This window comes from Betaproteobacteria bacterium, assembly GCA_016194905.1.
Taxonomy (GTDB): domain Bacteria; phylum Pseudomonadota; class Gammaproteobacteria; order Burkholderiales; family JACQAP01; genus JACQAP01.
Genome location: JACQAP010000014.1, coordinates 12,358 through 36,233 on the forward strand (window position 1 = coordinate 12,358; position 23,876 = coordinate 36,233).

The 23,876-nt window shown below is 61.8% G+C and carries 24 protein-coding genes; 15 read left to right on the plus strand and 9 right to left on the minus strand.

Features of this window, described 5'->3' with window-relative positions:
- Position 1 precedes the first annotated feature (1 nt).
- The 5 genes from HY067_08315 to HY067_08335 all read left to right on the plus strand — a co-directional run bounded on the left by HY067_08315 (position 2) and on the right by HY067_08335 (position 5,785).
- The gene (locus tag HY067_08315; protein MBI3527960.1) at positions 2-874 is read left to right on the plus strand and encodes a branched-chain amino acid ABC transporter permease; all 873 of its coding nucleotides are present in this window, start codon (positions 2-4) and stop codon (positions 872-874) included.
- 69 nt (positions 875-943) lie between these two features.
- Entirely contained in the window at positions 944-1,966 is a 1,023-nt protein-coding gene (locus tag HY067_08320; protein MBI3527961.1) for a branched-chain amino acid ABC transporter permease, read from the plus strand.
- A gap of 38 nt (positions 1,967-2,004) precedes the next feature.
- Positions 2,005-3,207 (plus strand): ABC transporter substrate-binding protein, encoded by a 1,203-nt coding sequence (locus tag HY067_08325; GenBank protein MBI3527962.1) that lies wholly within the window; start codon positions 2,005-2,007, stop codon positions 3,205-3,207.
- Positions 3,208-3,304: 97 nt separating this feature from the next.
- Positions 3,305-4,510, plus strand: coding sequence for an ABC transporter substrate-binding protein (locus tag HY067_08330; GenBank protein ID MBI3527963.1), 1,206 nt, complete (start codon positions 3,305-3,307; stop codon positions 4,508-4,510).
- A gap of 72 nt (positions 4,511-4,582) precedes the next feature.
- Positions 4,583-5,785, plus strand: a complete 1,203-nt coding sequence (locus HY067_08335; protein ID MBI3527964.1) for an ABC transporter substrate-binding protein — start codon at positions 4,583-4,585, stop codon at positions 5,783-5,785.
- A gap of 6 nt (positions 5,786-5,791) precedes the next feature.
- On the opposite strand, the gene HY067_08340 is transcribed toward HY067_08335, so the two are convergent.
- A complete protein-coding gene (locus HY067_08340; GenBank protein ID MBI3527965.1) occupies positions 5,792-6,190 on the minus strand; it encodes a heme-binding protein in 399 nt (132 codons plus the stop codon).
- A gap of 14 nt (positions 6,191-6,204) precedes the next feature.
- The gene (locus HY067_08345; protein ID MBI3527966.1) at positions 6,205-7,458 is read right to left on the minus strand and encodes an amidohydrolase family protein; all 1,254 of its coding nucleotides are present in this window, start codon (positions 7,456-7,458) and stop codon (positions 6,205-6,207) included.
- 144 nt (positions 7,459-7,602) lie between these two features.
- On the opposite strand from HY067_08345, the gene HY067_08350 reads away from it, so the two are divergent.
- The 5 genes from HY067_08350 (at position 7,603) to HY067_08370 (ending at position 12,698) form a co-directional block, all read left to right on the plus strand.
- Positions 7,603-8,361, plus strand: a complete 759-nt coding sequence (locus HY067_08350) for an SDR family oxidoreductase (GenBank protein ID MBI3527967.1) — start codon at positions 7,603-7,605, stop codon at positions 8,359-8,361.
- A 217-nt stretch (positions 8,362-8,578) separates the two neighbouring features.
- Positions 8,579-9,829, plus strand: coding sequence for a D-amino acid dehydrogenase (locus HY067_08355; GenBank protein MBI3527968.1), 1,251 nt, complete (start codon positions 8,579-8,581; stop codon positions 9,827-9,829).
- A 140-nt stretch (positions 9,830-9,969) separates the two neighbouring features.
- Positions 9,970-11,256 carry a histidinol dehydrogenase gene (hisD, locus tag HY067_08360; GenBank protein ID MBI3527969.1) on the plus strand — a complete coding sequence of 429 codons (1,287 nt, stop codon included), beginning with the start codon at positions 9,970-9,972 and terminating at the stop codon, positions 11,254-11,256.
- Between the two features lie 241 nt (positions 11,257-11,497).
- Complete coding sequence (locus tag HY067_08365; GenBank protein MBI3527970.1) at positions 11,498-12,235, plus strand: SDR family oxidoreductase; 738 nt, start codon at positions 11,498-11,500, stop codon at positions 12,233-12,235.
- Positions 12,236-12,245: 10 nt separating this feature from the next.
- Positions 12,246-12,698: an SUF system NifU family Fe-S cluster assembly protein gene (locus HY067_08370; protein ID MBI3527971.1), complete on the plus strand. Its 453-nt coding sequence runs from the start codon at positions 12,246-12,248 to the stop codon at positions 12,696-12,698.
- Between the two features lie 7 nt (positions 12,699-12,705).
- Here the strand turns inward: HY067_08370 and HY067_08375 are convergent, their stop codons facing one another.
- The 7 genes from HY067_08375 to HY067_08405 all read right to left on the minus strand — a co-directional run bounded on the left by HY067_08375 (position 12,706) and on the right by HY067_08405 (position 19,391).
- Positions 12,706-13,293: a hypothetical protein gene (locus tag HY067_08375; protein MBI3527972.1), complete on the minus strand. Its 588-nt coding sequence runs from the start codon at positions 13,291-13,293 to the stop codon at positions 12,706-12,708.
- Between the two features lie 16 nt (positions 13,294-13,309).
- Entirely contained in the window at positions 13,310-13,855 is a 546-nt protein-coding gene (locus HY067_08380) for a hypothetical protein (GenBank protein MBI3527973.1), read from the minus strand.
- Between the two features lie 13 nt (positions 13,856-13,868).
- Positions 13,869-14,480 (minus strand): pyridoxamine 5'-phosphate oxidase family protein, encoded by a 612-nt coding sequence (locus tag HY067_08385; GenBank protein MBI3527974.1) that lies wholly within the window; start codon positions 14,478-14,480, stop codon positions 13,869-13,871.
- 14 nt (positions 14,481-14,494) lie between these two features.
- Positions 14,495-14,743, minus strand: coding sequence for a hypothetical protein (locus HY067_08390; GenBank protein MBI3527975.1), 249 nt, complete (start codon positions 14,741-14,743; stop codon positions 14,495-14,497).
- 44 nt (positions 14,744-14,787) lie between these two features.
- Positions 14,788-16,386 carry a CoA-acylating methylmalonate-semialdehyde dehydrogenase gene (locus HY067_08395; GenBank protein ID MBI3527976.1) on the minus strand — a complete coding sequence of 533 codons (1,599 nt, stop codon included), beginning with the start codon at positions 16,384-16,386 and terminating at the stop codon, positions 14,788-14,790.
- Positions 16,346-17,854 (minus strand): M81 family metallopeptidase, encoded by a 1,509-nt coding sequence (locus tag HY067_08400; protein ID MBI3527977.1) that lies wholly within the window; start codon positions 17,852-17,854, stop codon positions 16,346-16,348. The genes HY067_08395 and HY067_08400 overlap by 41 nt, the downstream gene beginning before the upstream one ends.
- Before the next feature lie 190 nt (positions 17,855-18,044).
- Positions 18,045-19,391, minus strand: coding sequence for an aspartate aminotransferase family protein (locus HY067_08405; GenBank protein MBI3527978.1), 1,347 nt, complete (start codon positions 19,389-19,391; stop codon positions 18,045-18,047).
- Between the two features lie 206 nt (positions 19,392-19,597).
- Here HY067_08405 and HY067_08410 point away from each other — a divergent pair, with 206 nt between their 5' ends.
- The 5 genes from HY067_08410 (at position 19,598) to HY067_08430 (ending at position 23,875) form a co-directional block, all read left to right on the plus strand.
- The gene (locus tag HY067_08410) at positions 19,598-20,794 is read left to right on the plus strand and encodes an acyl-CoA dehydrogenase family protein (GenBank protein MBI3527979.1); all 1,197 of its coding nucleotides are present in this window, start codon (positions 19,598-19,600) and stop codon (positions 20,792-20,794) included.
- A 153-nt stretch (positions 20,795-20,947) separates the two neighbouring features.
- Positions 20,948-22,135, plus strand: coding sequence for an acyl-CoA dehydrogenase family protein (locus HY067_08415; protein ID MBI3527980.1), 1,188 nt, complete (start codon positions 20,948-20,950; stop codon positions 22,133-22,135).
- Between the two features lie 311 nt (positions 22,136-22,446).
- The gene (locus HY067_08420; GenBank protein ID MBI3527981.1) at positions 22,447-22,842 is read left to right on the plus strand and encodes a MaoC family dehydratase; all 396 of its coding nucleotides are present in this window, start codon (positions 22,447-22,449) and stop codon (positions 22,840-22,842) included.
- Positions 22,839-23,573, plus strand: a complete 735-nt coding sequence (locus HY067_08425) for a 2-phosphosulfolactate phosphatase (protein MBI3527982.1) — start codon at positions 22,839-22,841, stop codon at positions 23,571-23,573. Before HY067_08420 ends, HY067_08425 begins: the two co-directional genes overlap by 4 nt.
- Entirely contained in the window at positions 23,570-23,875 is a 306-nt protein-coding gene (locus HY067_08430; GenBank protein ID MBI3527983.1) for a hypothetical protein, read from the plus strand. The genes HY067_08425 and HY067_08430 overlap by 4 nt, the downstream gene beginning before the upstream one ends.
- The last annotated feature ends 1 nt before the right edge of the window (position 23,876 follow it).

Below are 23,876 nucleotides of genomic sequence, written 5' to 3' on the forward strand. Positions count from 1 at the left end.
CATGGAAGCATTTCTGCATCAGGTTTTCTCGGGACTGGCTACCGGCGGCATCTACGCCAGCCTGGCGCTGGCGCTGGTGATGATTTACCAGTCCACCAATCACATCAATTTCGCGCAGGGCGAAATGGCGATGTTCTCGACTTATCTGGCGTGGAGCATGATCAACGCCGGCATGCCTTATTGGTGGGCGTTCGTGCTCACGGTGCTGATCTCTTTCGTCGCCGGGGTGGTAATCGAACGGATCATCATCCGGCCGGTGGAGAACTCGCCGGTGCTCTCCGTGGTAACGGTTTTCATTGCGCTGCTGGTCATTTTCAACAGCGTGGCCGGATGGATTTTCACCTACACCATCAAGACCTTTCCCAGCCCGTTTCCGGATCAACCGCTGTTCGGCAATCGCTACATTTCTTCGCACGAACTGGGTTCGACCGGCATTACGCTGATGGTCCTGGTGACGCTGTACCTGTTTTTCCGCTTCACGCCGCTGGGCCTCGCAATGCGGGCGGCGGCGCAGAATCCGCTATCCAGCCGGCTCGTGGGCATTCGCGTGGGATGGATGCTGGCGCTGGGCTGGGGCCTGGCGGCGGCGGTGGGTGCCGTGGCCGGCATGCTGGTCGCGCCCGTCGTCTACCTGGAACCCAACATGATGGCGGGCGTCTTGTTGTACGCATTCGCTGCAGCGCTGGTGGGCGGCATCGACAACCCGTTCGGCGCAGTGCTCGGTGGCTTCATGGTTGGGGTTTTGGAAAACCTGATCGGCGCCTATGTGATCGGCACCGAGTTGAAGCTCACGGTGGCACTGGTGCTGATCATCGGCGTGCTGCTGTTCAAACCGACCGGCATGTTCGGCAAAGTTTTCGTTTCCAGGGTATGAGATGAAAAAGCGCCGAGGTACGAGGGACGATAGAGCGGTTGCTGCGCAACTACGACATTCACGGACCTTATGAGCGATGTTGTTACCATTGCCGATGTGCTGACCCCTCGCTACGCGGGCGTGTCGCTGCGCGCCTGGAAGAGGATCGGCCTGGCGGTGTTGCTCGCGGGCGCGGTGGCACTGCCGTTTCTGGTCAGCAACTACCGCGTCTTCCAGTTCAACCTGGTGCTGATCTACGCGATCGTGCTGCTGGGATTGAACATTCTGACCGGCTACAACGGCCAGATTTCCCTCGGGCACGGCGCCTTCTACGCCATCGGCGCTTATGTTGCGGCGATCCTGATGGACCATTTTGGCTGGCCTTACTGGGCGACCTTGCCGGTGGCCGGGCTGGCGTGCTTTGTCTTCGGCTTCCTGTTTGGATTGCCCGCGCTGCGCTTGCGTGGTCATTACCTGGCGCTGGCAACCTTTGCGCTGGCGGTGGCGATGCCGCAGATGCTCAAATACAAGCACATCGAGCAGTGGACAGGCGGGGTGCAGGGCATCGTGATCATCAAGCCCGATGCGCCCTTCGGGCTTAAGATCACACCCGATCAGTGGTTGTATCTGTTCACGCTCGCGATCCTGGTGCTGATGTTCGCGATCGGCTGGAACCTGCTGCGCGGCCGCGTCGGTCGAGCGCTGGTGGCGATCCGCGATCATCCCGTCGCGGCGGAGGCGATGGGGGTCCACAGCGCGCTGTACAAGACTCTCGCGTTCGGCGTCAGCGCATTGTTTACCGGCGTGGCGGGCGCGCTCGGCGCCGTCGTAGTGCAGTTTGTCGCGCCGGACAGCTTCACACCCGGTTTATCGATCAACTTCCTGGTCGGCATCGTCATCGGTGGCGTCGCCTCGATCTCAGGCGCATTCTATGGGGCATTGTTCATCCAGTTCGTGCCCAACTTTGCCGACCAGATCTCCAAGGCCGCGCCCTGGGCGATCTACGGCGTGTTTCTGCTGGCGTTTGTCTATCTGATGCCGACCGGGGTGGCGGGATTTGTGCGGCTCGCATGGATGCGGATGCGGGGCGCGCGTCAACGACGGGATACCTGACCCGCATCGAATGAAATGCCTGAACGGGGGAGGAAAACATGAAGAGTCGATTGCTGTTGTTACTGGGATTGGTTGCCTGGGTTGCGGCCTCGACCGCGCTGGCGGAAAAAAAGTACGACCCGGGAGCGACCGACACCGAGATCAAGATCGGCCAGACCATGCCCTACAGCGGTCCGGGTTCAGCGTATGGGACCATCGGCAAGGCCGAGCTGGCCTATTTCAAGATGATCAACGACCAGGGCGGCATAAGCGGCCGCAAAATCAACCTGATTTCGCTCGACGATGGCTACAGCCCGCCTCGCACGGTCGAACAGATCCGCAAGCTGGTGGAAGAGAACGAAGTGCTGCTCACCTTCCAGAACCTGGGCACAGCCCACAACACTGCCATCCAGAAATACATGAACGCGAAGAAAGTGCCGCAGTTGTTTGTGGCGACCGGGGCAACCAAGTGGGCAGATCCGCAGAACTTTCCGTGGACTATGGGGTGGCAGCCTAACTATCAGACCGAGGCGCACCTGTATGCCAAGTATCTGCTGCAGAACAGGCCCGATGCCAGGATTGCAGTGCTGTACCAGAATGACGACTACGGCAAGGACTACGTGAAGGGATTGCACGATGGCCTGGGCAGCCAGGCCGACAGATCGATCGCCAAGGAGGTTAGCTACGAGGTCACCGATCCGACGGTGGACTCGCAGATCGTCACCCTTCAAGCGTCAGGCGCGAATACCCTCTTCATCATCGCGACACCGAAGTTCGCGGCCCAGGCGATCCGCAAGACTTATGATGTGGGCTGGAAACCGTTGACCTTCGTGAACAATGTCTCGAGTTCGGTGGCTACTGTCCTGCTGCCTGCCGGACTGGAAAAATCCGTCGGGCTGATCACGGCGCTTTACCTCAAAGATCCCACCGATCCCCAATGGGAAAACGATCAGCCGATGAAAAATTGGCTCGCCTGGATGAAGAAGTATTTCCCGGACGGCGACGTCAAGGACATCTTCAACGTGTACGGCTACGCGGCGGCGCAGACCCTGGTCCAGGTTTTCAAACAGTGCGGGGATGATCTGACCCGGGAGAACGTCATGCGGCAGGCGGCAAACTTGAAGAATTTCGAGGTTTCAGTGCTGCTGCCCGGAATCAGGATCAACACGAGCCCGGCCGACTTTTACCCAATCGAGCAAGTCCAGCTTGCGCGATTCGACGGCAAGCGCTGGGTGCTGTTCGGAGAGGTGCTGGGCAAGTAGCATGATGTCGCCCAAAGCGCAGAATTGAGCCGGCGGCGGCTGCGCAAGCGGCGCAAGTTGGCTATTACTGAAATCAAACCGCTGAGAGGAGAAAAGTATGGCGCGCATCTTTCGAGCACTCTTTGCGCTAGCCTTAGCTACTGCTGTTTCGCAAGCTAGCTATGCGGAGAAGAAGTACGGTCCGGGAGTCACCGACACCGAGATCAAGATCGGCAGCACCAACCCGTACAGTGGGCCGGCCTCGGCCTACGGCACCATCGGCCGGTCGGAGTCCGCGTACTTCAAGATGATCAACGACCAGGGCGGGGTGAACGGCCGTAAGATCAACTTCATCAGCCTGGACGACGGCTACAGCCCACCGCGCACGGTCGAGCAGGTGCGCAAGCTGGTCGAGCAGGAACAGGTGCTGTTTCTGGCCGGCACGCTGGGCACGCCGCCGAATTCGGCAATTCACAAGTACGTCAACGCCAAGGGTGTGCCGCACATCTTCGTGAATACCGGCGCGACGAAATGGGGAGATCCGAAGAATTTCCCCTGGACCATGGGTTTCAACATCAACTACCAGGCCGAGGGTCACATTTACGCGCAGTACATCCTCGACACCAAGCCCGACGCCAAAATCGCCATCCTTTACCAGAACGATGACTACGGCAAAGACTACGTCAAGGGCTTGAAGGACGGACTTGGCGACAAGGCCGCACAGATGGTCGTGGCCGAGGCCAGCTACGAGGTAACCGATCCGACGATCGACTCGCAGATCGTCACCCTCAAAGCCTCGGGTGCGGATACTTTCTACAACGTCACCACGCCCAAGTTCGCCGCCCAGGCGATCCGCAAGGTTTACGACATGGGCTGGAAGCCGCTGCACATTCTCAACAACGTGTCGACGTCGGTGGGCGCCGTACTGACACCTGCGGGTTTGGACAAATCGGTGGGGTTGATCAGCGCCGTATACATCAAGGACCCGGTGGATCCACAGTGGAAAAACGATCCCGGATTCAAGGAGTATGCCGCCTGGTTCAAGAAGTATTATCCGGAAGGCGATATCAACGACGTCTTCAATGTGTCCGGTTACCTGATCGCCCAGGGCGTGGTGCACGTGCTCAAGGCCTGCGGGGACGATCTGAGTCGCGAGAACGTGATGAAGCAGATGACCGGCATCAAGGACTTGCAGATGCCGATGATACTGCCCGGGATCAAGTGGAATACTTCTCCGGACGATTACTTCCTGATCGAGTCGGCCCAGCTTGCCCGCTTCGACGGCAGGGCATGGGTGACGTTCGGCAAGATCATCGGGCGCTAGCACCGCTGCGGAGCGATCCGGACATCGGGGGCCTTGCCGCCGCCGGTGCCGGATCATCGAAGGGAGAGGGTCATGTCACGTTGTTTCCGGGCGTTTGTGGTGTTGACCGCGTTGGCTGCAGCACCGCTGAGCGCTCAGGCGGAGAAGAAGTACGGACCGGGTGTGACCGACAGCGAGATCAAGGTCGGACAGAGCATGCCTTATAGCGGCCCCTTGTCCGCGTTCGGCACCATCGGCAGGGCGGAGGCAGCCTATTTCGACATGGTCAACGCGCAAGGCGGCGTCAACGGCCGCAGGATCAAGCTCATTTCGCTCGACGACGGATATAGCCCGCCGAAGACCATCGAGCAGACACGAAAGCTGGTGGAGTCCGACGAAGTCCTGCTGCTGTTCAGTTCCTTCGGAACGCCGACGAACACGGCCGCAATGAAGTATCTGAATGCCAAAAAAGTGCCGCAGTTGTTCATCGCCGCGACCGGAATGAAGTGGGGCGATCCGCGTAACTTCCCATGGACGATGGCGTTTCTGCCCAGCCAGAAGACCGGCACGACAGGCTACGTTCGCTATCTGCTGAAGAATCGGCCCGAGGCAAAAATCGGCGTGCTTTACCAGAACGATGACTTCGGCAAGGACTACGTCAAAGCCCTGAAGGATCATCTCGGGGACAAAGCGGAGCGCATGATCGTCGCGGAAGCGTCGTACGAATCCACCGATCCTTCGGTGGATTCGCAGATCGCCACCCTGAAAGGCGCCGGTGCCGACACATTCTTCAGCTTCGCATCGCCGAAGTTCGCGGCCCAGGCGATACGCAAAGCCTACGATATCGACTGGAAGCCCCTTCTCTTTATTCCTTACAGCGCGACCTCGGTGACCGCGGTGCTGCAGCCCGCCGGTCTGCAGAAATCGGTGGGCGTGATCTCATCGGCCTATGTCAAGGATCCCACCGACCCGCAATGGAAAACAGATGCCGCGACGAAGGAGTGGCTGGCATGGATCAAGAGCTATTATCCGGACGGCGACGTGGCCGAGATCTACAACGTATATGCCTATACCAACGCACAATTGCTGATCCAGGTGCTGAAGCAGTGCGGTGACGAGCTTACGCGCGAGAATGTGATGAGGCAGGCGGCGAACCTGAAGAACTTCGAACTGCCCATGCTGCTGCCCGGCGTGCGGATCAACACCAGTGCAACCGACTACGACCCGATCAAGCAGTTGCAGCTCATGCGCTTCGATGGCAAGGAGTGGGTGCGATTCGGCGAAGTGACCCCCTGACCGAACTCAAAGGACGGCGGCGCCCGCTCGCGCAACGATGCCGTCCTGGAACGACTGCACACCGGACACGCCGATCCCGCCCACGAACCGGCCGTCCTTGAGCAGCGGAACGCCACCTTCCAGCGGTACCGCGCCGGGGAGTCCCAACATTGCGGTGCGCCCTTCGAGAACGTTGTCTTCGAGGGCTTTGGTCGGCCGCTTGAACAGAATCGCGGTACGTCCCTTCTCCTCGGCGATCCTGCTGGAGGCCTTCTGTGTCCCGTCCATGCGCTCGAGATACATCAAGTGGCCGCCGTCATCCAGGACGGCGATGACCACCGCCCAACCGTTCTTTTCGGCTTCGGCTCGGGCGGCCGCGGCGACGCGCTTGGCGTCTTCCAAGGCGAGGGTTGTGGTCTGAAGCATGGCAACATCTCCCGTCAATGCGTGGCGTTGAAAAGATTCTTGTGGATGCGACCGTCTTTCATCACAAGCCTGATGTTGCCGGGTGACTGAAGCAGTCGCACGTCGTTCTGCGGCTCGCCGGCCACCACCACCAGATCGGCCAGGAAACCTTTCGCGACCTCGCCGGTCCTGCCTTCCAGCATCATCGCGGCGGCGCCGACTTTCGTCGCGGCAACGAGGGCTTCGGCATCGGAATAGCCGAAGAAGCGGACGAAATGCTCGAGATCGCGGGCGTTGGTTCCGTGCGGTGTCCAGGGAAATCCGTAGTCCCCACCCACGAGGACGCGAACGCCGCGCTTGCGCAGTTCGGCAAAAACCCGTTGCGCGCATTCGAACTGGTGAACCACGCCGGCCGCCTCCGCTTTTTGATAGGTGATGCCCCAGGGCTCGGCCTCGTACAGGAGGTTGTGCAGGAGGCCGATCGCCGGGGCGACGAACACCCTGTCGCGGGCCGCTTCCAGAAGGTCGAGACATTCCTCGTCGGCATATTCGCAGTGATACAGGATGTCGACTTCATGCTTGAGCGCCAGCTTGATCGACGCAGCCGCACGCACGTGAGCTGCGATTCGTTTGCCGTGCGCGTGCGCCGTCTGTGCAGCCGTCCGGATCTCGTCCTCATTCATGATGTTCCGGTGCGAGGCGGAATTCGGCGTGGTCTGGTTCCCGGAGATGTTCAGCTTGATCGTGTCGACGCCCTCCCGCAACAGAAGCCTGCAGGTCCGCAGCATCTCGTCGGTGCCGTCGACGATCATGGCGATCGATTCCCGGTGGATGTGCATGCGGCGTTCGTCGCCCAGATTGCCGGTGTTGGTCAGCTCCGGACCGGCTGCCAGCATCCGCGGTCCCGGGATGTGCCCGGCGTCAATCTCGTTGCGGATGACCACGTCGATGCGTGGTTTTGCGGAACCGCCGCTGACGCAGGACGTAAAGCCTGCCTCGAGCACGACCCGGGCATGCTGCGTGGTCCGCAGCGTGTGCTCTTCCGGAGGGACGTCGCCGGTGTCGGCAATGTCCGCCTTGTGCAGAAAGGGCAGATGGGCGTGGCCGTCGACCAGACCGGGTATGACGGTGTGTCCGGGGATATCGATATGCGTTGTCCCATCCGGGTTGCGCGGGCCCTGCGGCCGGACTTCGGCGATGCGGTTTCCGGCGACCAGGATATCGGCGGGAAACGCCGGTTTGCCGTTCCCGTCCCAGACCTTGCCACCGCGCAACAGAACCGATTCCATGGTCTCCCCCGTTATCACGTCAGCAAAAATTGTAACCCTGACCGGGCAGCGGCGTGGAGTCCGCGCCGCGCAGAGGCAGGGAAGTGCACCGCCGGGTGCGGGTTATACTCGCACCGCGCACGAAAACAAGATCTGGAGGAGATCATGGAAGGAAAATTCTTGCAGGGAAAGGTCGCAGTCATCACCGGCGCGAGCCGGGGACTGGGCAGGGCAATGGCGTTGGCGCTTGGCGAGTCGGGGGCGAGGCTGGCTCTGGTTGGCCGCAATCGCGACAAACTTGCGGAAACGCGGAAATTCGCCGCGGACATCGGTGCGGAAAGCGAAATCTTCGTGACCGACGTGCGCGACGAGGCCCAGGTCGGCAAACTCGACAAGGATGTCATCGCGCGCTTCGGCGGGGCACACATCCTCATCAACAATGCCGGCACGGCAGTGCGCAAGAATGTCGCCGATTTTTCCCTCGACGAATGGAAGCTGGTCGTGGATACCAACCTGACCGGCGCTTTCCTGGTGTCGCGCGCGTTCATCCCGCACATGAAAACGGCGAAATGGGGCCGCATCATCAACATGACCTCGATCATGGCGCATATCGGCAGCACCGGCCGCGGCGCCTATTGTTCATCCAAGGCCGGACTGCTGGCGCTGACCAAGTGTCTTGCGCTGGAACTGGTCGGCGACGGCATCACGGTGGTGGCGATCAGTCCCGGGTTTTACGCAACCGATCTGACCGCGCCGCTGCGCGCCGATGCGCAGAAGAACGCCGCTTTGATGGCTGCGACGCCGGCGGCGCGCTGGGGAAAGCCGGAAGAAATCGGCTCGCTGGCGCGTTACATTTGCACCGAAGCGACATCGTTCATGACCGGCACCGATATCCTGATGGATGGCGGCTGGGTTGCGCAGTAAGGCCGAATCCTTTCACCCTTCACCGCAAAGGCGCGAAGGCGCAAAGGTAACGCAGAGAAATGCAAGGGGCAGAAGTATCCTACGGTGCGTCGGTGCGAAATTCTCCCCGGGCATACCAGGTGGTATTGCACGTTGAGTGGTTACGCTTCCTTTGCGTTTCCTTCGCGCCTTTGCGCCTCTGCGGTGAAGGGGTAATGGTGAGCAAGGCGAAGCGGGTATGAAAGTCGTCGTTCTGGGTGCCGGCGTGATCGGCGTGACCAGCGCCTGGTATCTGTCGAAGGACGGGCATGAGGTCACCGTGCTGGACCGGCAGCCGACGGCCGGTCTGGAAACCAGTTTCGCCAACGGCGGCCAGATTTCGGTAAGCCACGCCGAACCGTGGGCGAATCCGGACGCGCCGGGGAAAATCTACAAGTGGCTGGGTCGCGAGGATGCGCCGCTGCTGTTTCGTCTGCGCGCAGATTACCGGCAGTGGTCCTGGGGCCTGCGCTTCCTGATCGAATGCCTGCCCGAGCGCACCCGGCGCAATACGCTGACCATCTTGCGCCTCGGACTCTACAGCCGCGACATGCTCAAGGCGCTGCGCCGCGAGACCGGTGTGCTGTACGACCATCTCGAGAAAGGCATCCTGCAGATCCACACCGACGCGGGCGAATTCGAAGCGGCTCACGCGCGAGTCGAACTGCTGCGCAGCCACGGCTGCGAATTGCACATCAAGAGCGTGCAGGAATGCCAGGATCTCGAACCGACGTTGCGCGGATCGAGGATATGTCTCATCGGCGGAACCTATGCGCCCGACGACGAATCGGGCGATGCGCACCAGTTCACCGGCAATCTCGCCGAGTTATGCCGGGAGCGGGGCGTGCAATTCGGCTACGAGCACGCGATCGAATCGCTGAGCATCGAAGGCGATGCGGTCACCGGCGCAATCGTTCGCGACCCCGAGGGCAGGCGCGAACTGGTCAAGGCCGATGCATTCCTGGTCGCGTTGGGCAGCTACAGTCCGTTCCTGTTGTCACCGGCCGGAATCAGTGTTCCGGTCTATCCGGTCAAGGGCTATTCGGTCACGGTGCCGCTGACGCACCCCGAGGCGGCGCCCACCCTGTGCCTGAGCGATGAAAACGCCAAGGTGGCGATATCGAGACTGGGCAACCGGCTGCGGGCAGCCGGAACGGCGGAATTGACCGGCTACGATACCTCGCTGAACGACGGGCGTTGCAAGGCGATTCTGTCCCGGATCGAGCAACTATTCCCCGGGGCCGGGGACTATGCGGGCGCATCGCGGTGGGCCGGACTACGCCCCGCAACACCGAGCAATGTGCCGCTCATCGGGCGCACCCGCTACCGCAACCTGTTCCTGAATACCGGCCACGGTACGCTGGGCTGGACGCTCGCCTGCGGTTCGGGCCGGGCGGCTGCAGATCTGATCGGCGGGCGCAGGCCGGAGGTGGAGTTTCCTTTTCGCTGACGGGTCTTCGCCGCGGCACTGTTTGACGCTGACCGCGCGCAGCTTGCAGAATAGCGGCTCTCTCATGCTGGCCGACCGTCTGACGGGCGGAGCCGCGATTGTTTTAGTCCCTGATCGTTTCAACCCTGGAAAAACACATCATGGCCATTTTTCTGAAGACCGGCATTTCCGCCGAGCAGGACGCCGCGGACATTGCCAAGGTGCGCAAGACCGTCGAGGACATCCTCGCCGGCATCGAGAAACGCGGCGACGCAGCGGTGCGAGAGCTGTCGAAGAAATTCGACGACTGGTCGCCCGAGAATTTCCGCATGAGCAAGGGGGAGATCGAGGACTGCGTGCGCCAGTTGCCCAAACAAGTCGTCGATGACATCAAGTTCGCACAGGAGCAAATCCGCAATTTCGCGCAGATCCAGCGCGACGCATTGCGCGACGTCGAAGTTGAAACGCTGCCGGGCGTGGTGCTCGGGCACAAGAACATTCCGGTCAACAGCGTCGGCTGCTACGTGCCCGGCGGCAAGTATCCTCTGGTCGCTTCGGCGCACATGAGCGTCGTCACGGCGCGTGTGGCCGGGGTGAAGCGCATCATCGCCTGCGCGCCACCCTACCAGGGCGAGCCGCATCCGGCCATTGTCGCGGCGATGCATCTTGGCGGCGCAGACGAGATCTACACCATCGGCGGCGTGCAGGCAATCGGCGCCATGGCGCTGGGGACGGCGACCATCAAGCCGACCGACATGATTGCCGGCCCGGGAAACGCGTTCGTCGCGGAAGCCAAGCGCCAACTCTCCGGACGCGTCGGCATCGACTTGTTCGCCGGTCCGACGGAAACCCTGATCATCGCCGACGATACCTGCGATGCCGAGATGTGCGCGACCGATCTTCTCGGCCAGGCCGAACACGGACCGAACTCGCCGGCCATCCTGCTGACGAATTCGCGCAAGCTCGCCGAGGACACCATCAGGGAAGTCGAGCGGCAATTGCAGACCTTGTCGACCGCCGCGATCGCGGGCCAAGCCTGGAAAGACTATGGCCAGGTGATTATCTGCAAGGACTATGCGGAAATGGTCAGGGAAGCCGACCGCATCGCCTCCGAGCATGTGCAGGTGATGACCAAGGAGCCGGACTACTTCCTGCGCAACATGACCAACTACGGCGCTTTGTTCCTTGGCCCGGAGACCAACGTGTCTTACGGCGACAAGGTAATCGGCACCAACCACACGCTGCCCACGCGCAAGGCGGCGCGCTATACCGGCGGTTTGTGGGTCGGCAAGTTCATCAAGACCTGCACCTACCAGCGCGTGAAGCCCGAAGCGTCGGCGATGATCGGCGAATACTGCTCGCGGCTGTGCGCTGTCGAAGGGTTCGCGGGCCACAAGGCGCAGGCGGACCTGCGGGTCAAGCGCTACGGTCGCCTTCGCGCTGCCTAATTCAAATTCTTGAACCACGGATACCCTCGCAGAGCGTGGAGTACCCTTTTAGAACACGGAGAGAATCCCGGATTCGACATAGAAGGCAAATTGAGCGCTCTGTGAATGCGTTTGCGCCGCCATTAAATATTCTCCTGCCAAATTACACTTTGATGGGTTTTCTCCGTGTCCTCCGTGATCTAAAAGGGTACTCCACGCTCTGCGAGGGTATCCGTGGTTCAGGATTCTAGGTGTCGATAACATGCATGGCCAAGTAGCGGTAGTGATCGGTGGCTCGGGCGCGATCGGCTCCGCGATCTGCCGGCATTTTGCGGAGGCGGGCGCGACCTGTATCGTCACTTACAACAACGGCGAGCAGGCGGCGAAGGATCTCACTGCGAACCTGCCCGGCAAGGGGCACTCCGTTGCACACGTACCGGTGGACGACAGCGCGGCGCTGGACGCATTGGCGGACGACGTGCGGGCGAAGCATGGCCGCCTCGACGTGCTGGTGAACTGTGCTGGCATTACCCGATACGTGCCTCATGACGATCTCGACGCGCTGGACGACCGGCTGATCGACGACATTTTTCGCGTGAACTGGCGCGGGCCGTTCGCCGCGGTGCGCGCATTCCGGAAATTGCTCGCCGCCGGCGGCGACGGCCTGGTCATCAACATTTCCTCGATTGCCGGCGTCACCGCCATGGGCAGCAACGTGGCCTATTGCGCATCCAAGGCGGCGCTCGATTCGATGACGAAGTCGCTGGCCCGCGCGCTGGCGCCGGAAATTCGTGTAGTCTCGGTATCGCCGGGTCTGGTGGATACCGATTTCGTGAAGGGGCTGGACAAGAAATGGCGCGACGAGCAGGCCGCGCGCACGCCGCTGAAGCGCCTGGCCACCGCCGACGAAATCGGCGCCGCCGCGCTGGCCGTCGTGGCCCACCTCCATTACTCCACCGGCTGCATCATCGCCATCGACGGCGGGCGGCCGCTCGCCTGAAGGACTGCTCGTGTCGGAAACCAAGAGCCTCTACAGCGAAGTGATCCTCGATCACATCAAGAATGCGCGCAACTTCCATGAGCTGGCAGACGCCAATCGCAAGGCGCACGGCATCAATCCGCTGTGCGGCGATACCTTCGATGTTTACGCGAGGGTGGAAGAGGGCCGCGTCATCGACGCCGCGTTCCAGTGCGAGTGCTGCGGGATATCGATGGCGTCCGCGTCGATCATGACCGAAACGGTGAAAGGCAAGACGGTGCAGGAGGCAAGAACGCTGTACAGGAGTTTCGAGAAGTTGTTGCGCGACCCGGGTGCCACCTCGAATCTGCATGCCGATTCCGGCCAGTTGCCGATGCTGGAATTGATTCGCGAGTTTCCTTCGCGGGTGAATTGTGCGCTGCTGGGCTGGCACACGCTGGATGCCGCGCTCGACGGCCGCGAGAGCACGACGCTCGGCGCCTGAGCGAAATCTACTGCGCCTTGCAGATTTTGCGCAGGTCTGAGCCGGGGAACACCGTCAGGCTTTCCACATTTCCCGTGGCGTTCAGGCGCACGGCAAGTCCGCTGAGATAGCAGTAGGCGCGCGGAATTTCGCCGGCGCCGGATTCCTGGATGGATTGCGGTTTGCCGAAGCTGGCCCGGACCAAGGCTTCGGATGAACCGTAGCGTACGCCTTCGCGGGTCTGGAAGCTTTCGATCCTGTCGAGCTGAATCGAGTAGACCGTCTGATCGGTTTCCCTGACCATGACCAGCATCGCGCCATCCGGTGAGGCATCCGGGTCGGCATAGCGATACAGCAGCGCGCTGCGACCGCCCGGAATGCGCGCAGCGGTGCTGGACACCGGTTCGCCCACGACCCCGACCAGTTTGCGCAACGACATTCCCAGCAGGATCGGACCCGCCCGTTCGCCGGGAACGACGAATTTGTCGCGGATCAGTTCCTCGGCAGCAGGTGGTGGCGCCGCCTTCGGCGCAACGGATTCGGTTTTCTTCGGCGTGGCGCATGCGGCTAACGCCAGCAACAAAGCGGCTGCGAGGATAGGGGACAGCCGATTCATGATGTCCGGCGCCGCGCTACAACCTGACGTAGATGACCACTTTCGCCGGATCGGCGAACAGCCAGTTGAGGCTCTTGGCGTAGACCGACGCCTCGGGACGATCGACTCGCGCGCCGACACCGATCGGGACTTTCAGTCCCCATCTGCCGGAAGGGACCGCGGCTCCGGGCATGACGATCGCGATCTGGCCGCGCTCCTCCTCGTTGAGTATGGCGAGCACGGCCTTGGTTCCGGCGAACTCGCGCGCTTTGTCGAGTACTGCCTGATCGTTCGCGGTGCCCAACGCACTCCATTTGCCCGGATCGTGGCGGATCTTCCATTCGATTTCAACGGCCTTCATGCAGCGCGAACGGGTGCAGAATTCACCGATGCCGAACAACCGGTTCAGCGCTTCTCCGATGAAGTTGCGGCAGACCGCCCGGTCGGCGACGACGGCGCTGCAGTCGTTGATGGCACTCTTCAGGTAGCCGTCGTTCTGGGTCCAGACGTCCTCCGCCGCTGCAAGCGCAGGCGGCAGGAGCAGGGTGAGAGTGGCGAAACCGAACACACGCAGCGATTTCATGCGTCTCTTCGTGTCATAGGTCGGTTTTGTAGCGGCCGGCGACGGCCTGATCGAATTCGCGGATCGACTCCCGGCCGATGCCGCCGCTCTCGGCGATTTCTTCGCCGAAGGAGATGGTCATTTTCTCCGACCAGGTTTCCGGTTTCCACAAGTCGCTGCGCAGGAAGGCCTTGGCGCAATGGAAGTAGCATTCGGTGACGCGCACGCGGATGACCAGCAGCGCCTTGCTGCCGCGGGCCGACACCTTTGCGCACAACGCCGGATCGTCGAGCAGTTCCGCTTCGCCCCGGACTCGCAAGGTTTCGCAGGTGCCGGGAACCAGGAATAGTAGTCCGACGGCGGGATTGGCGAGGATATTGGTCAGCGAAAAAATCAGCTTGTTGCCCTTGCGTTCGGGAATCAGCAGCGTGCGGCTGTTTTCGACGTGCACGAATCCGGCCGGATCGCCTTTCGGCGAAACGGTCGCCCGGCCTCCGGCGTCCGCCGTGGACAGCATCAGCATCGGCGATTTGCCGATGAACCCGATGGCGCGGGCATTCAGTTCGCGATGGATCTTGTGCGGCACCATCTCACCGGGCGAGCCGATCAGTTCTCGTAACGCGTCCGCGTTTTCGATCCTGGCCATGGTGCCCCCCCGTGTTACTTGTTCTGAGTTTCCGCTTCCTTGTCGCGATCCTGTTTCTGTTGCTCGAGGTTTGTTCCCAGGTCCGTGGCCCGGTTCATGGTACGCGCGCCTTCCCGAATGGTCCCGGACGGCAAAGATTCGACGTTCTTCACCGGATGCGTGTCCGGCGTAGCGCTTGACTTAGGCGTGGGCGGCTTGCTTTTTTCGCAGGCGGACAGCAATACGACCGCGAAAATCATTGCAACGAGTAAGCAACGCTTCATGATTCTCTCCCTAGCCCCTAGCCCCTAGCCCCTAGCCCCTAACCTTACTTCATCGTCGGCATGACGAACTCGGCGCCTTTGCGGATGCCGGTCGGCCAGCGCGTCGTGATCGTCTTCAGGTGCGAATAGAAACGCACGCCCTCGGGACCGTAGGCATAGTGATCGCCGAACAGCGAACGCTTCCACCCGCCGAAGCTGTGGAAGGCCATGGGCACCGGGATCGGCACGTTGATGCCGACCATGCCGATCTGGATGCGCATGGCGAATTCCCGCGCGCAGTCGCCGTCGCGCGTGAACAGCGACACGCCATTGCCGAATTCGTGTTTGTTGACCAGGTCGACCGCCGCTTCGAAATCGGGCACGCGCGTGACCGCAAGCACCGGGCCGAACACTTCTTCCTTGTAGATCGTCATGTCCGGCTTGACCTGGTCGAACAGGCAGCCACCGAGGAAGAAGCCGTTCTCGTGGCCTTTGACCTTGAGGCCGCGGCCGTCCACCACCAGTTTCGCGCCTTCCTTGACGCCCAGATCCACGTAGCCGCTGACTTTGTCGAGATGCTGCCGCGTGACCAGCGGCCCCATTTCCGCCGCGTCGTCGGTACCGGTGTCGATCTTCAGCGCCTTGGTGCGTTCGGCAAGTTTCTCCACCAGCTTGTCGGCGATATTTCCCACGGCGACCGCAACCGAGATCGCCATGCAGCGTTCGCCCGCGGAACCGTAGGCCGCGCCGATCAGCGCATCCACGGCTTGATCGAGATCGGCATCCGGCATCACGACCAGATGGTTCTTCGCGCCGCCTAGCGCCTGCACCCGTTTCCCTGAAGCGGTACCCGTGCGGTAGATGTATTCTGCGATAGGCGTAGAACCGACGAAGCTCACCGCCGAGATACGCGGATCGTGCAGCAGCGCATCGACTGCGACCTTGTCGCCGTGCACAACGTTGAACACGCCGTCAGGCAATCCCGCTTCCTTCAGCAGCTTTGCCACGTAAAGGCTCGCCGACGGATCGCGCTCGGAGGGTTTGAGGACAAAAGTGTTGCCGCAGGCGATGGCGATCGGGTACATCCACATCGGCACCATCATCGGGAAATTGAATGGGGTGATGCCGGCGCAGACGCCCAGCGGCTGGCGCACGGAGTAGCTGTCCACGCCGGTGCCGACCTGTTCGGTGTACTCGCCCTTGAGCAGGTGCGGAATGCCGCAGGCGAACTCGACGACTTCGATGCCACGGGTGACTTCGCCTTTGGCGTCGGATAAAACCTTGCCGTGCTCGCTGGTGACGATTGCGGCGAGCCTGTCGGCGTGCATGTCCAGCAATTCCTTGAACTTGAACATCACGCGCGCACGACGCAGCGGCGGTGTGGCGGCCCAAGCTGGGAATGCCTTCTGCGCCGCCTCGACGGCAGCGGAGACTTCCGCTTCGGCTGCGAACGGCACCCGGGCCTTCACGCTGCCCAGCGCCGGATTGTAGACATCGCCGTGGCGCCCGCTACGGCCGGCGACTTCGGTTCCGCCTATGTAGTGGTGAAGTTCTTCCAGGACTGAGGCCTGGTTCAGTGGTTTGTTCACGTTTGTTTCTCCTCTGACTGTTCGGTCTTGTGCGTTATGCGGCCGCGGCCTTGCGGCCGTTGGCAAAATTTTCATCCAGCGGATAGATCGGTCGCCGGATCTTGCGGTATTCGAACTCGGTCCAGTCCGAGGACGACACGCCGGGAGCGTCACAGAACACCATGCCCTTCGCGATCGGCAGGAACACCGGCCGGAAGTACATGCGCGACTTCAGCAGCAGGTAGCGCTGGCGTGCGGGGTCGATGCCGGCGCTTTCGAACACGCCGCGGTCCCACGGTTCCTGATTGCGCTCGGAGATGACGACCTGCGCGGTGCCGGTGTCGAGCACCACGGTCCTGCCCATGAAGCAGCGCATCCCGGTGAACTGCGGGCCGGTGATGGTGTACTCGCCGTCCGTGATCGTGCGGATGACCCCGCTCAGCAGCAAAGGCTCCCCCTTGCGCCGGATCGAGGGCATGTCCATTTTGCCGCCCACTGGAAGCGATACCCGCGCGTTCTTGCCGGCCTCAATCATCCTCGCCACGGCTTCCGGATCGCGGATCGGCGCCACCGCGATGCCGGTCAAGCCTTGGCGCAGCGCCTCGCGCAGCACGTACATCGTGTCCTGCGTTGAGCCGGAGGCGCAGTTGTCGGCGTGATCCAGCAGCAGGATCGGTCCACCCGACTGTTCGCCCATGCGCTTCGCCTGCGCGATCGACTGCTCAAGCGGCTGTCCGCGGTAGATAAAATCTTCCTTTTGCGCCCAGGCAACTTCCAGGATCGCATTGCACGCGCTCGCGGCTGCAGATTTGCCGGCGTCCGCAACGGTGACCACGCTGATGCCGGCGTCGTGAATGTCGGCCATCTGGAAGCCGCCGAATGCGGTGGCGGCCAGCAGGCCGTCGCGTTCCGCCGCGCGGGCGGCGTCGACGAAATCCTTCATCGCACCTTCGGCGGTGTTCTGGCGCAGCGTCTGCGCCAGGATCGGCGCGTTGCCCCACGCCATCACCGGCTTGACCTCGCCCTTCATCATGCGCAGCAGGATGGAGCCGGCGAGTTGCCCGGATTCGTACTGGTCCACGTGCGGATAGGTCTTGTACCCGGCGATGACGTCGCAGTTGCGCACCATGCGTTCGGTGACGTTGGCGTGCAGGTCCAGCGATACCGCGATCGGCGTGCGTGGTGCAATGTTGCGGATTTTCTCGAGCAACGTGCCTTCGCCGTCGTCGGTGCGGTCCGCCACCACCATGGCGCCGTGCAGGTCGAGCAACACCGCATCGCAGCCCTTGGCAACCTCACTGCAAATCGCCTCGCAAATGCGGTCATAGGCGTTGCCGTCCACCGGCCCGCTCGGGTTCGCCCAGGCGGCGATCGGCGTGACCACCTCCGCGCCGGCCTTCGCAGCCAGGTCCAGGAACGCTGCCATGGCCATGCCCTTGCCCTTCATCGCCTCGAAAGCTTCGCGTCCGAGGTACGGCCCCTTGGGCCCGAACTCCTCCCACGGCGTCGGCACCGGCGAGAAGGTGTTGGTCTCGTGCTGCATCTGGGCGATGACGAAATTCATTTTCTTAATACCGCTAACCGCAAAGGCGCGAAGGCGCAAAGGAAACGCAAAGGAAAGCTAAACCAGAAACTTTGAAAGTGCATCGAAATAAATGGAGAGAATGTCAGTCCGTCCTCTGTTCAGTTGCTTATCCGCTTGCACTTCTTTGCGTTTCCTTTGCGCCTTTGCGTCTTTGCGGTGAAGGGTTATTTCAAGGAAGAGTCTTCAAAACGTCGCGCACGGTATCGAAGAGCTGGTCGATCTGTGCCTTTTCGATGATGAACGGAGGCGACATCGCGATCGTGTCGCCGGTGGTACGGATCAGGACATTCTTGTCGTAGGCGCGCAGGAAAGCTTCGAAGGCGCGCGCGCCGGGTTTGTCGGCCATGGGTTGCAGTTCGATGCCGACCACCAGTCCGATCGTGCGGATGTCGATCACGTGCGGCAGTCCCTTGAGCGAATGTGCTGCGTCTTCCCAGTACGGTGCCAGCTCGGCGACGCGCTCGAACAGCTTTTCGTCCCGGAACAGATCGAGGGAGGCGCACGCGGCCGCGGCAGCCAGCGGATGGCCGGAGTAGGTGTACCCGTGGTAGAACTCGATGGCCGCGTCGGGACCGCCTTTTTCCATGAAGGTGTCGTAGATGCCTTGCTTCACGATCACGCCGCCCATGGGCACGGCCGCATTGGTCAACGCCTTGGCGCAGGTGATGATGTCCGGCGTCACGCCGAACGTCTGCGCCGCAAAGGCTTTGCCGGTCCGGCCGAAGCCGGTGATGACTTCGTCGAATATCAGAAGGATGCCGTATTTGTCGCAGAGGCTGCGCAGCTTCTGCAGATAACCCTTCGGCGGCAGCAGCACGCCGGTGGAGCCCGCAACCGGTTCGACGATTACCGCAGCGATATTGGACGCGTCGTGCAGTTGCACCAGCCGTTCCAGGTCGTCGGCGAGTTCCGCGCCGTACTCGGGCAGTCCGCGCGAGAAGGCGTTGCGCGCAAGATCGTGCGTGTGGCGCAGATGATCCACCGACCCCAGCATGTTGCCGAAAGTCTTGCGGTTGCCGACCATGCCGCCGACCGAGATGCCGCCGAAGCCCACGCCGTGATAACCGCGTTCGCGCCCGATCAGGATGCGCCGGGTGCCCTCGCCGCGTACGCGGTGATAGGCGAGCGCGATTTTCAGCGCGGTATCGACCGCTTCGGACCCGGAGTTGGTGAAGAACACCCGGTTGAGTCCCTGCGGCGTGATCGAGACCAGTTTTTCCGCTGCCTGGAAGGCGGCGGGATGGTGCATCTGGAATCCGGTCGCGTAATCGATGGTTTCGGCCTGTTGCTTGATCGCATCGACGATCTGGCGGCGGCAGTGGCCGGCATTGACCGCCCACAGGCCGGCGATGCCGTCGAGCACTTTGCGGCCGTCATGGGTCTGGTAATACATGTCCTTGGCCGACACCAGCAAACGCGGCGCGGCCTTGAACTGGCGGTTGGCGGTGAAGGGGATCCACAGCGCATCGAGATTCAGGGAAGCATTCAAATGGCGCAGGGCTTTTTCGTCTGGCATGTTCATGATCGCGTCCTCGTCGACCAGCCTCGAGGGAGGCTGCGCAAAAGCGTTGATTCGAGTGGTCATTATAGTGCCGTGCGGCGTCCGGCATCCAGCCGGGATTTGCTTGGGTCCCGAGCATCGCTTATCCTTCGCTGCCCGGCGTGGTGCCTCGCGATGGCCTGAGGGCGTCCGGCCGCATCGATCCGACCAGGAACTCCCCGATGGACCTGAATTACACGAAGGAAGAAACCGCATTTCGCGGCGAAGTGCGCGAATTCATCCGCAGCCACCTGCCGGGCGACCTGTCCAGAAAAGTCCTTGAGCACAAGCGGCTCGGCAAGGACGACTACGTGCGCTGGCAGAAAATCCTGTTCGAGAAGGGCTGGATTGCCGCCGGCTGGCCGGTGGAATACGGCGGCACCGGCTGGTCTTCGATCCAGCGCTTCATTTTCGAAGACGAGAGCGCGGCGGCCGGCGCGCCGCGACTGACGCCGTTCGGCCTGCACATGGTCGGCCCGGTGATCATCGCCTTCGGCACCGAACAGCAGAAAAAGCATTATCTGCCGCGCATCCTTTCCAGCGAAGACTGGTGGTGCCAGGGCTATTCCGAGCCGGGCTCGGGTTCCGACCTCGCGTCGCTGAAGACGCGCGCCGAACGCAAAGGCGACCACTACATCGTCAATGGCCAGAAAACCTGGAACACGCACGGCCAGTGGGCCGACATGTGCTTCTGCCTGGTGCGAACGTCCAGCGGCGGCAAGAAGCAGGACGGCATTTCTTTTCTGCTGATCGACATGCATTCCCCCGGCATCACGGTGCGACCGATCATCACGCTCGACGGCGAGCATGAGGTCAACGAAATCTGGTTCGAGAACGTCGAGGTGCCGGCGCAGAACCTGGTCGGCGAGGAAAACCGCGGCTGGACCTGCGCCAAGTTCCTGCTGTCGCACGAGCGGACCGGCATCGCCGGCGTCGGCGCGTCGAAACGCGAGCTGCAATACCTGAAGCACATCGCCACGCAGGAACAGGAGAGCGGCAGACCGCTGATGCAAGATCCCCTGTTCCGCGATCGTGTTGCTCGCGTCGAGATCGACCTGATGGCGCTCGAGATCACCTGCCTTCGCGTAGCGAGCGCGGATCGCGACGGCAAGGCCCCGGGTCCGGAAGCATCCATCCTCAAGATCAAGGGCACCGAGATCCAGCAGGAACTGACCGAACTCATGATGGATGCCGTCGGGCCTTACGCGCTGCCGCACCTGCCGATGGCCTGGGGCGACCACTGGATCGGCGCGCATGTCGGCCCCGACTACGCCGCGCCGCTGGCGGCGCGCTACTTCAATTACCGCAAGACCACCATCTACGGCGGCTCCAACGAAATCCAGCGCAACATCGTAGCGCAGATGGTTCTGGGACTTTGAAAGTCAAGATCTTTCACCACGGAGGACATGGATACCCTCGCGAAGCGTGGAGTACCCTTTTAGAACACGGAGGAAGGCAATAGAACGGGAACTGGAGAGAATTGCCTGGGATTTGCAGTTCTCCGTGCCCTCCGCGGTTCAAGGTCTACAGATATGGACTTTTCACTGACTGAAGAACAGACGATGCTCAAGGACAGCGTGGCGCGCTTCCTCGAGAAAAATTTCACCTTTGAGCAGCGCCGCCGGATGCTGGCGGATCGCCAGCCGATGAATGCTCAACTCTGGCAGGGGCTGGCCTCGCTGGGGGTGCTCGGCGTGCCGTTCTCGCCGGAGGACGGCGGATTCGGCGGCGGTGGCGTGGAAACGATGCTGGTGATGGAAGCGCTCGGCCGCAACCTCACCCTCGAACCTTATCTCGCGACGGTGGTTCTGGCCGGAGGCTGTGTGGCGCTGGGCGCGGCCGAATGGCAGAAAAAGATTCTGCTGCCGAAGATCATCGACGGTTCGCTGATCCTGGCTTTCGCGCATGCCGAGCCGGACGCGCGTTTCGATCTCGGCCATGTCGGGACGCGGGCGACCCGCGACGGCAACGTGTTCGTGCTCGAAGGCGAGAAGACGCTGGTGCTGCACGGTTCGGTGGCGGACAAGTTCATCGTGTCGGCGCGTACCACCGGCGGTCCCGGAGACACGCGCGGCGTCACCTTGTTCATCGTCGAGGCCGACGAGGAAAATCTCGGCGGCCAGGAATATCCCTTGTTCGACGGCACTCGTGCACTCGATCTGCAACTCTCCGGCGTAAAGCTGGGTCCCGAATCGGTGATCGGCACCCTCGACCAGGCCATGCCGTTGATCGACGCAGTGCTCGATCGTGCAATGGCCGCGTTGTGTGCCGAGGCGGTTGGCATCATGGACGCGTTGCGCGCGACGACGGTGGAGTATCTGAAGACACGGCAGCAATTCGGCCAGCCGATCGGCCGCTTCCAGGCCTTGCAGCATCGCGCAGTCGACATGCTGGTGCAACTCGAGCAGGCGCGCTCGATGGCCTTGCTGGCCGCTTCGAAAGTGGACTCGGCGGATGTTTCGGAGCGCCGGCGCACCGTCGCCGCGGCAAAGGAAATGGCCGGCCGCGCGGGCCGCTTCGTCGGCCAGCAGGCGATCCAGCTCCACGGCGGCATGGGCATGACCGACGAGCTGAACGTCAGCCACTATTTCAAGCGGTTGACTGCGATCGATGTGCTGTTCGGCAATTCTGCGAGCCAGCGCACGCGCTTCGCGACCATGAAGGAAGGCGACGCTGGTGCGCAAATGAAGCCCCCCCGCAAGTCCTGGGTCAAGATCTGAATTTCACCGCAAAGACGCAAAGGACGCAAAGGGAACGCAAAGGAGGACATGGAAGCTCGAAAAGCGGTGAGGGTTAGTAAATCCTGCCAAGGTTGATTTTCTCTGCGCATGCAAGTCATGTGTGGTGCCATGTCGAGCAGCGTAAATCACCCAGCGATCCATTCACATTGCATTGCTTTCCTTTGCGTTCCCTTTGCGTCCTTTGCGCCTTTGCGGTGAAGACCTTTTTTGGAGGTTGAACGTTGATAACAAGATACTGGGAAGATTTCAAGGTCGGTGAAGTCGAACAGATCGGCGGCAAGCGCGTCGACATGGATGAAGTCATCGAGTTTGCCAGGCAGTTCGATCCGCAATCGTTTCATGTCGACGAAGCGGCGGCGAAGCAGTCGATGTACGGTGGCCTGATCGCCAGCGGTTGGCATACCTGCGCCATGGTCATGCGCATGATGTGCGACGCCTACCTGTTGCAATCGGCCAGCGCCGGTTCTCCCGGCATCGACAATCTGAAATGGCTGAAACCGGTGCGGCCGGGCGACACGATCAGCGCGCGGCGCACCACGCTGGAAACGCGTACGTCGAAGAGCAAGCCGGACATCGGCATCGTCAGCAATCTGTGGGAAGTGTTCAACCAGGATGGAGAGATGGTGATGTCCATGCAAGGTTATGGGATGTTCCGCCGCCGCAACCCGGGGAGCCCAACGACGTGAACATGCTGTTCAAGCACAAGGTGCACGTGCTGTGCCGCAAGGAAGAACTCGATCACGAACGGCTGGAAGGCAAGGTCGCGATCGTACTCGATGTGCTGTTCGCCACGTCGACCATCATCACGGCGCTCGCCAATGGCGCGACCGAAGTCATTCCCACGCTGGACGAAGCCGGGGCGAGGGCGGAAGCGCAGAAACACCCGCAGGGCAGCTACATCCTGGCCGGCGAGCTCTATGCCGAAACACTGCCGGGATTCGCGTCGCCGACGCCGCTGGCCTTGCTCGAAGAGAAGATCGCCGGCCGCAAGCTGATCTATTCGACGACCAATGGCACCGTCGCGCTACGGCAATCGTCGCGAGCGGATCATGTTTACGCCGCGGCGTTGCTGAATGGCGAAGCGGTGGTCAATCGCGTTCTGGACAAGCATCCGGGCAAGACGATCCTGATCGTCTGCTCGGGATCGATGGGCATGGTCAATCTCGAAGACCTGTACGGTGCCGGGTATCTGGTCGATCTGCTGTCGCGCGCGCTCGATGAGAACAGCGACTTTTCCGATGCCGCGCTGGCGGCGCGAAGCCTGTTCCGCAGCGAGGACGCGGCCGATTGCCTGCTGCGCGCGCGCGTCGGGCGCATGATGGCCGAGCGCAATCTCACCCACGAAGTTCATTTCGCGGCCCGCCTGAGCGCGCTGGATGCAGTGCCGGTGCTCGAGGGCGGGAGACTGCTCGCGTGAACGCGCCCGCCGTTCTCGTCATCAGCATCGCGCTGGCGGTTCCCGCACCCGTCCTGGCGGCTCTGGATTGCAGCCGCGCGATAACCAATAGCGAGAAATTATTGTGCTCGAACCCGCGGCTGGCCGAAGCGGACGAACGCATGGCGCTGGCGTTTCGCGGGGCGATCCATCGCGGCGCCGAACCCAGGTCGTTGATGGAAGCCCAGCGCGCTTGGATTCACGACGCACGCGACGTCTGCAACGACGTCGAGTGCATGCTCAAAGCCTACGAGGAACGCATCTCGGATCTCGATAACCGCTGAA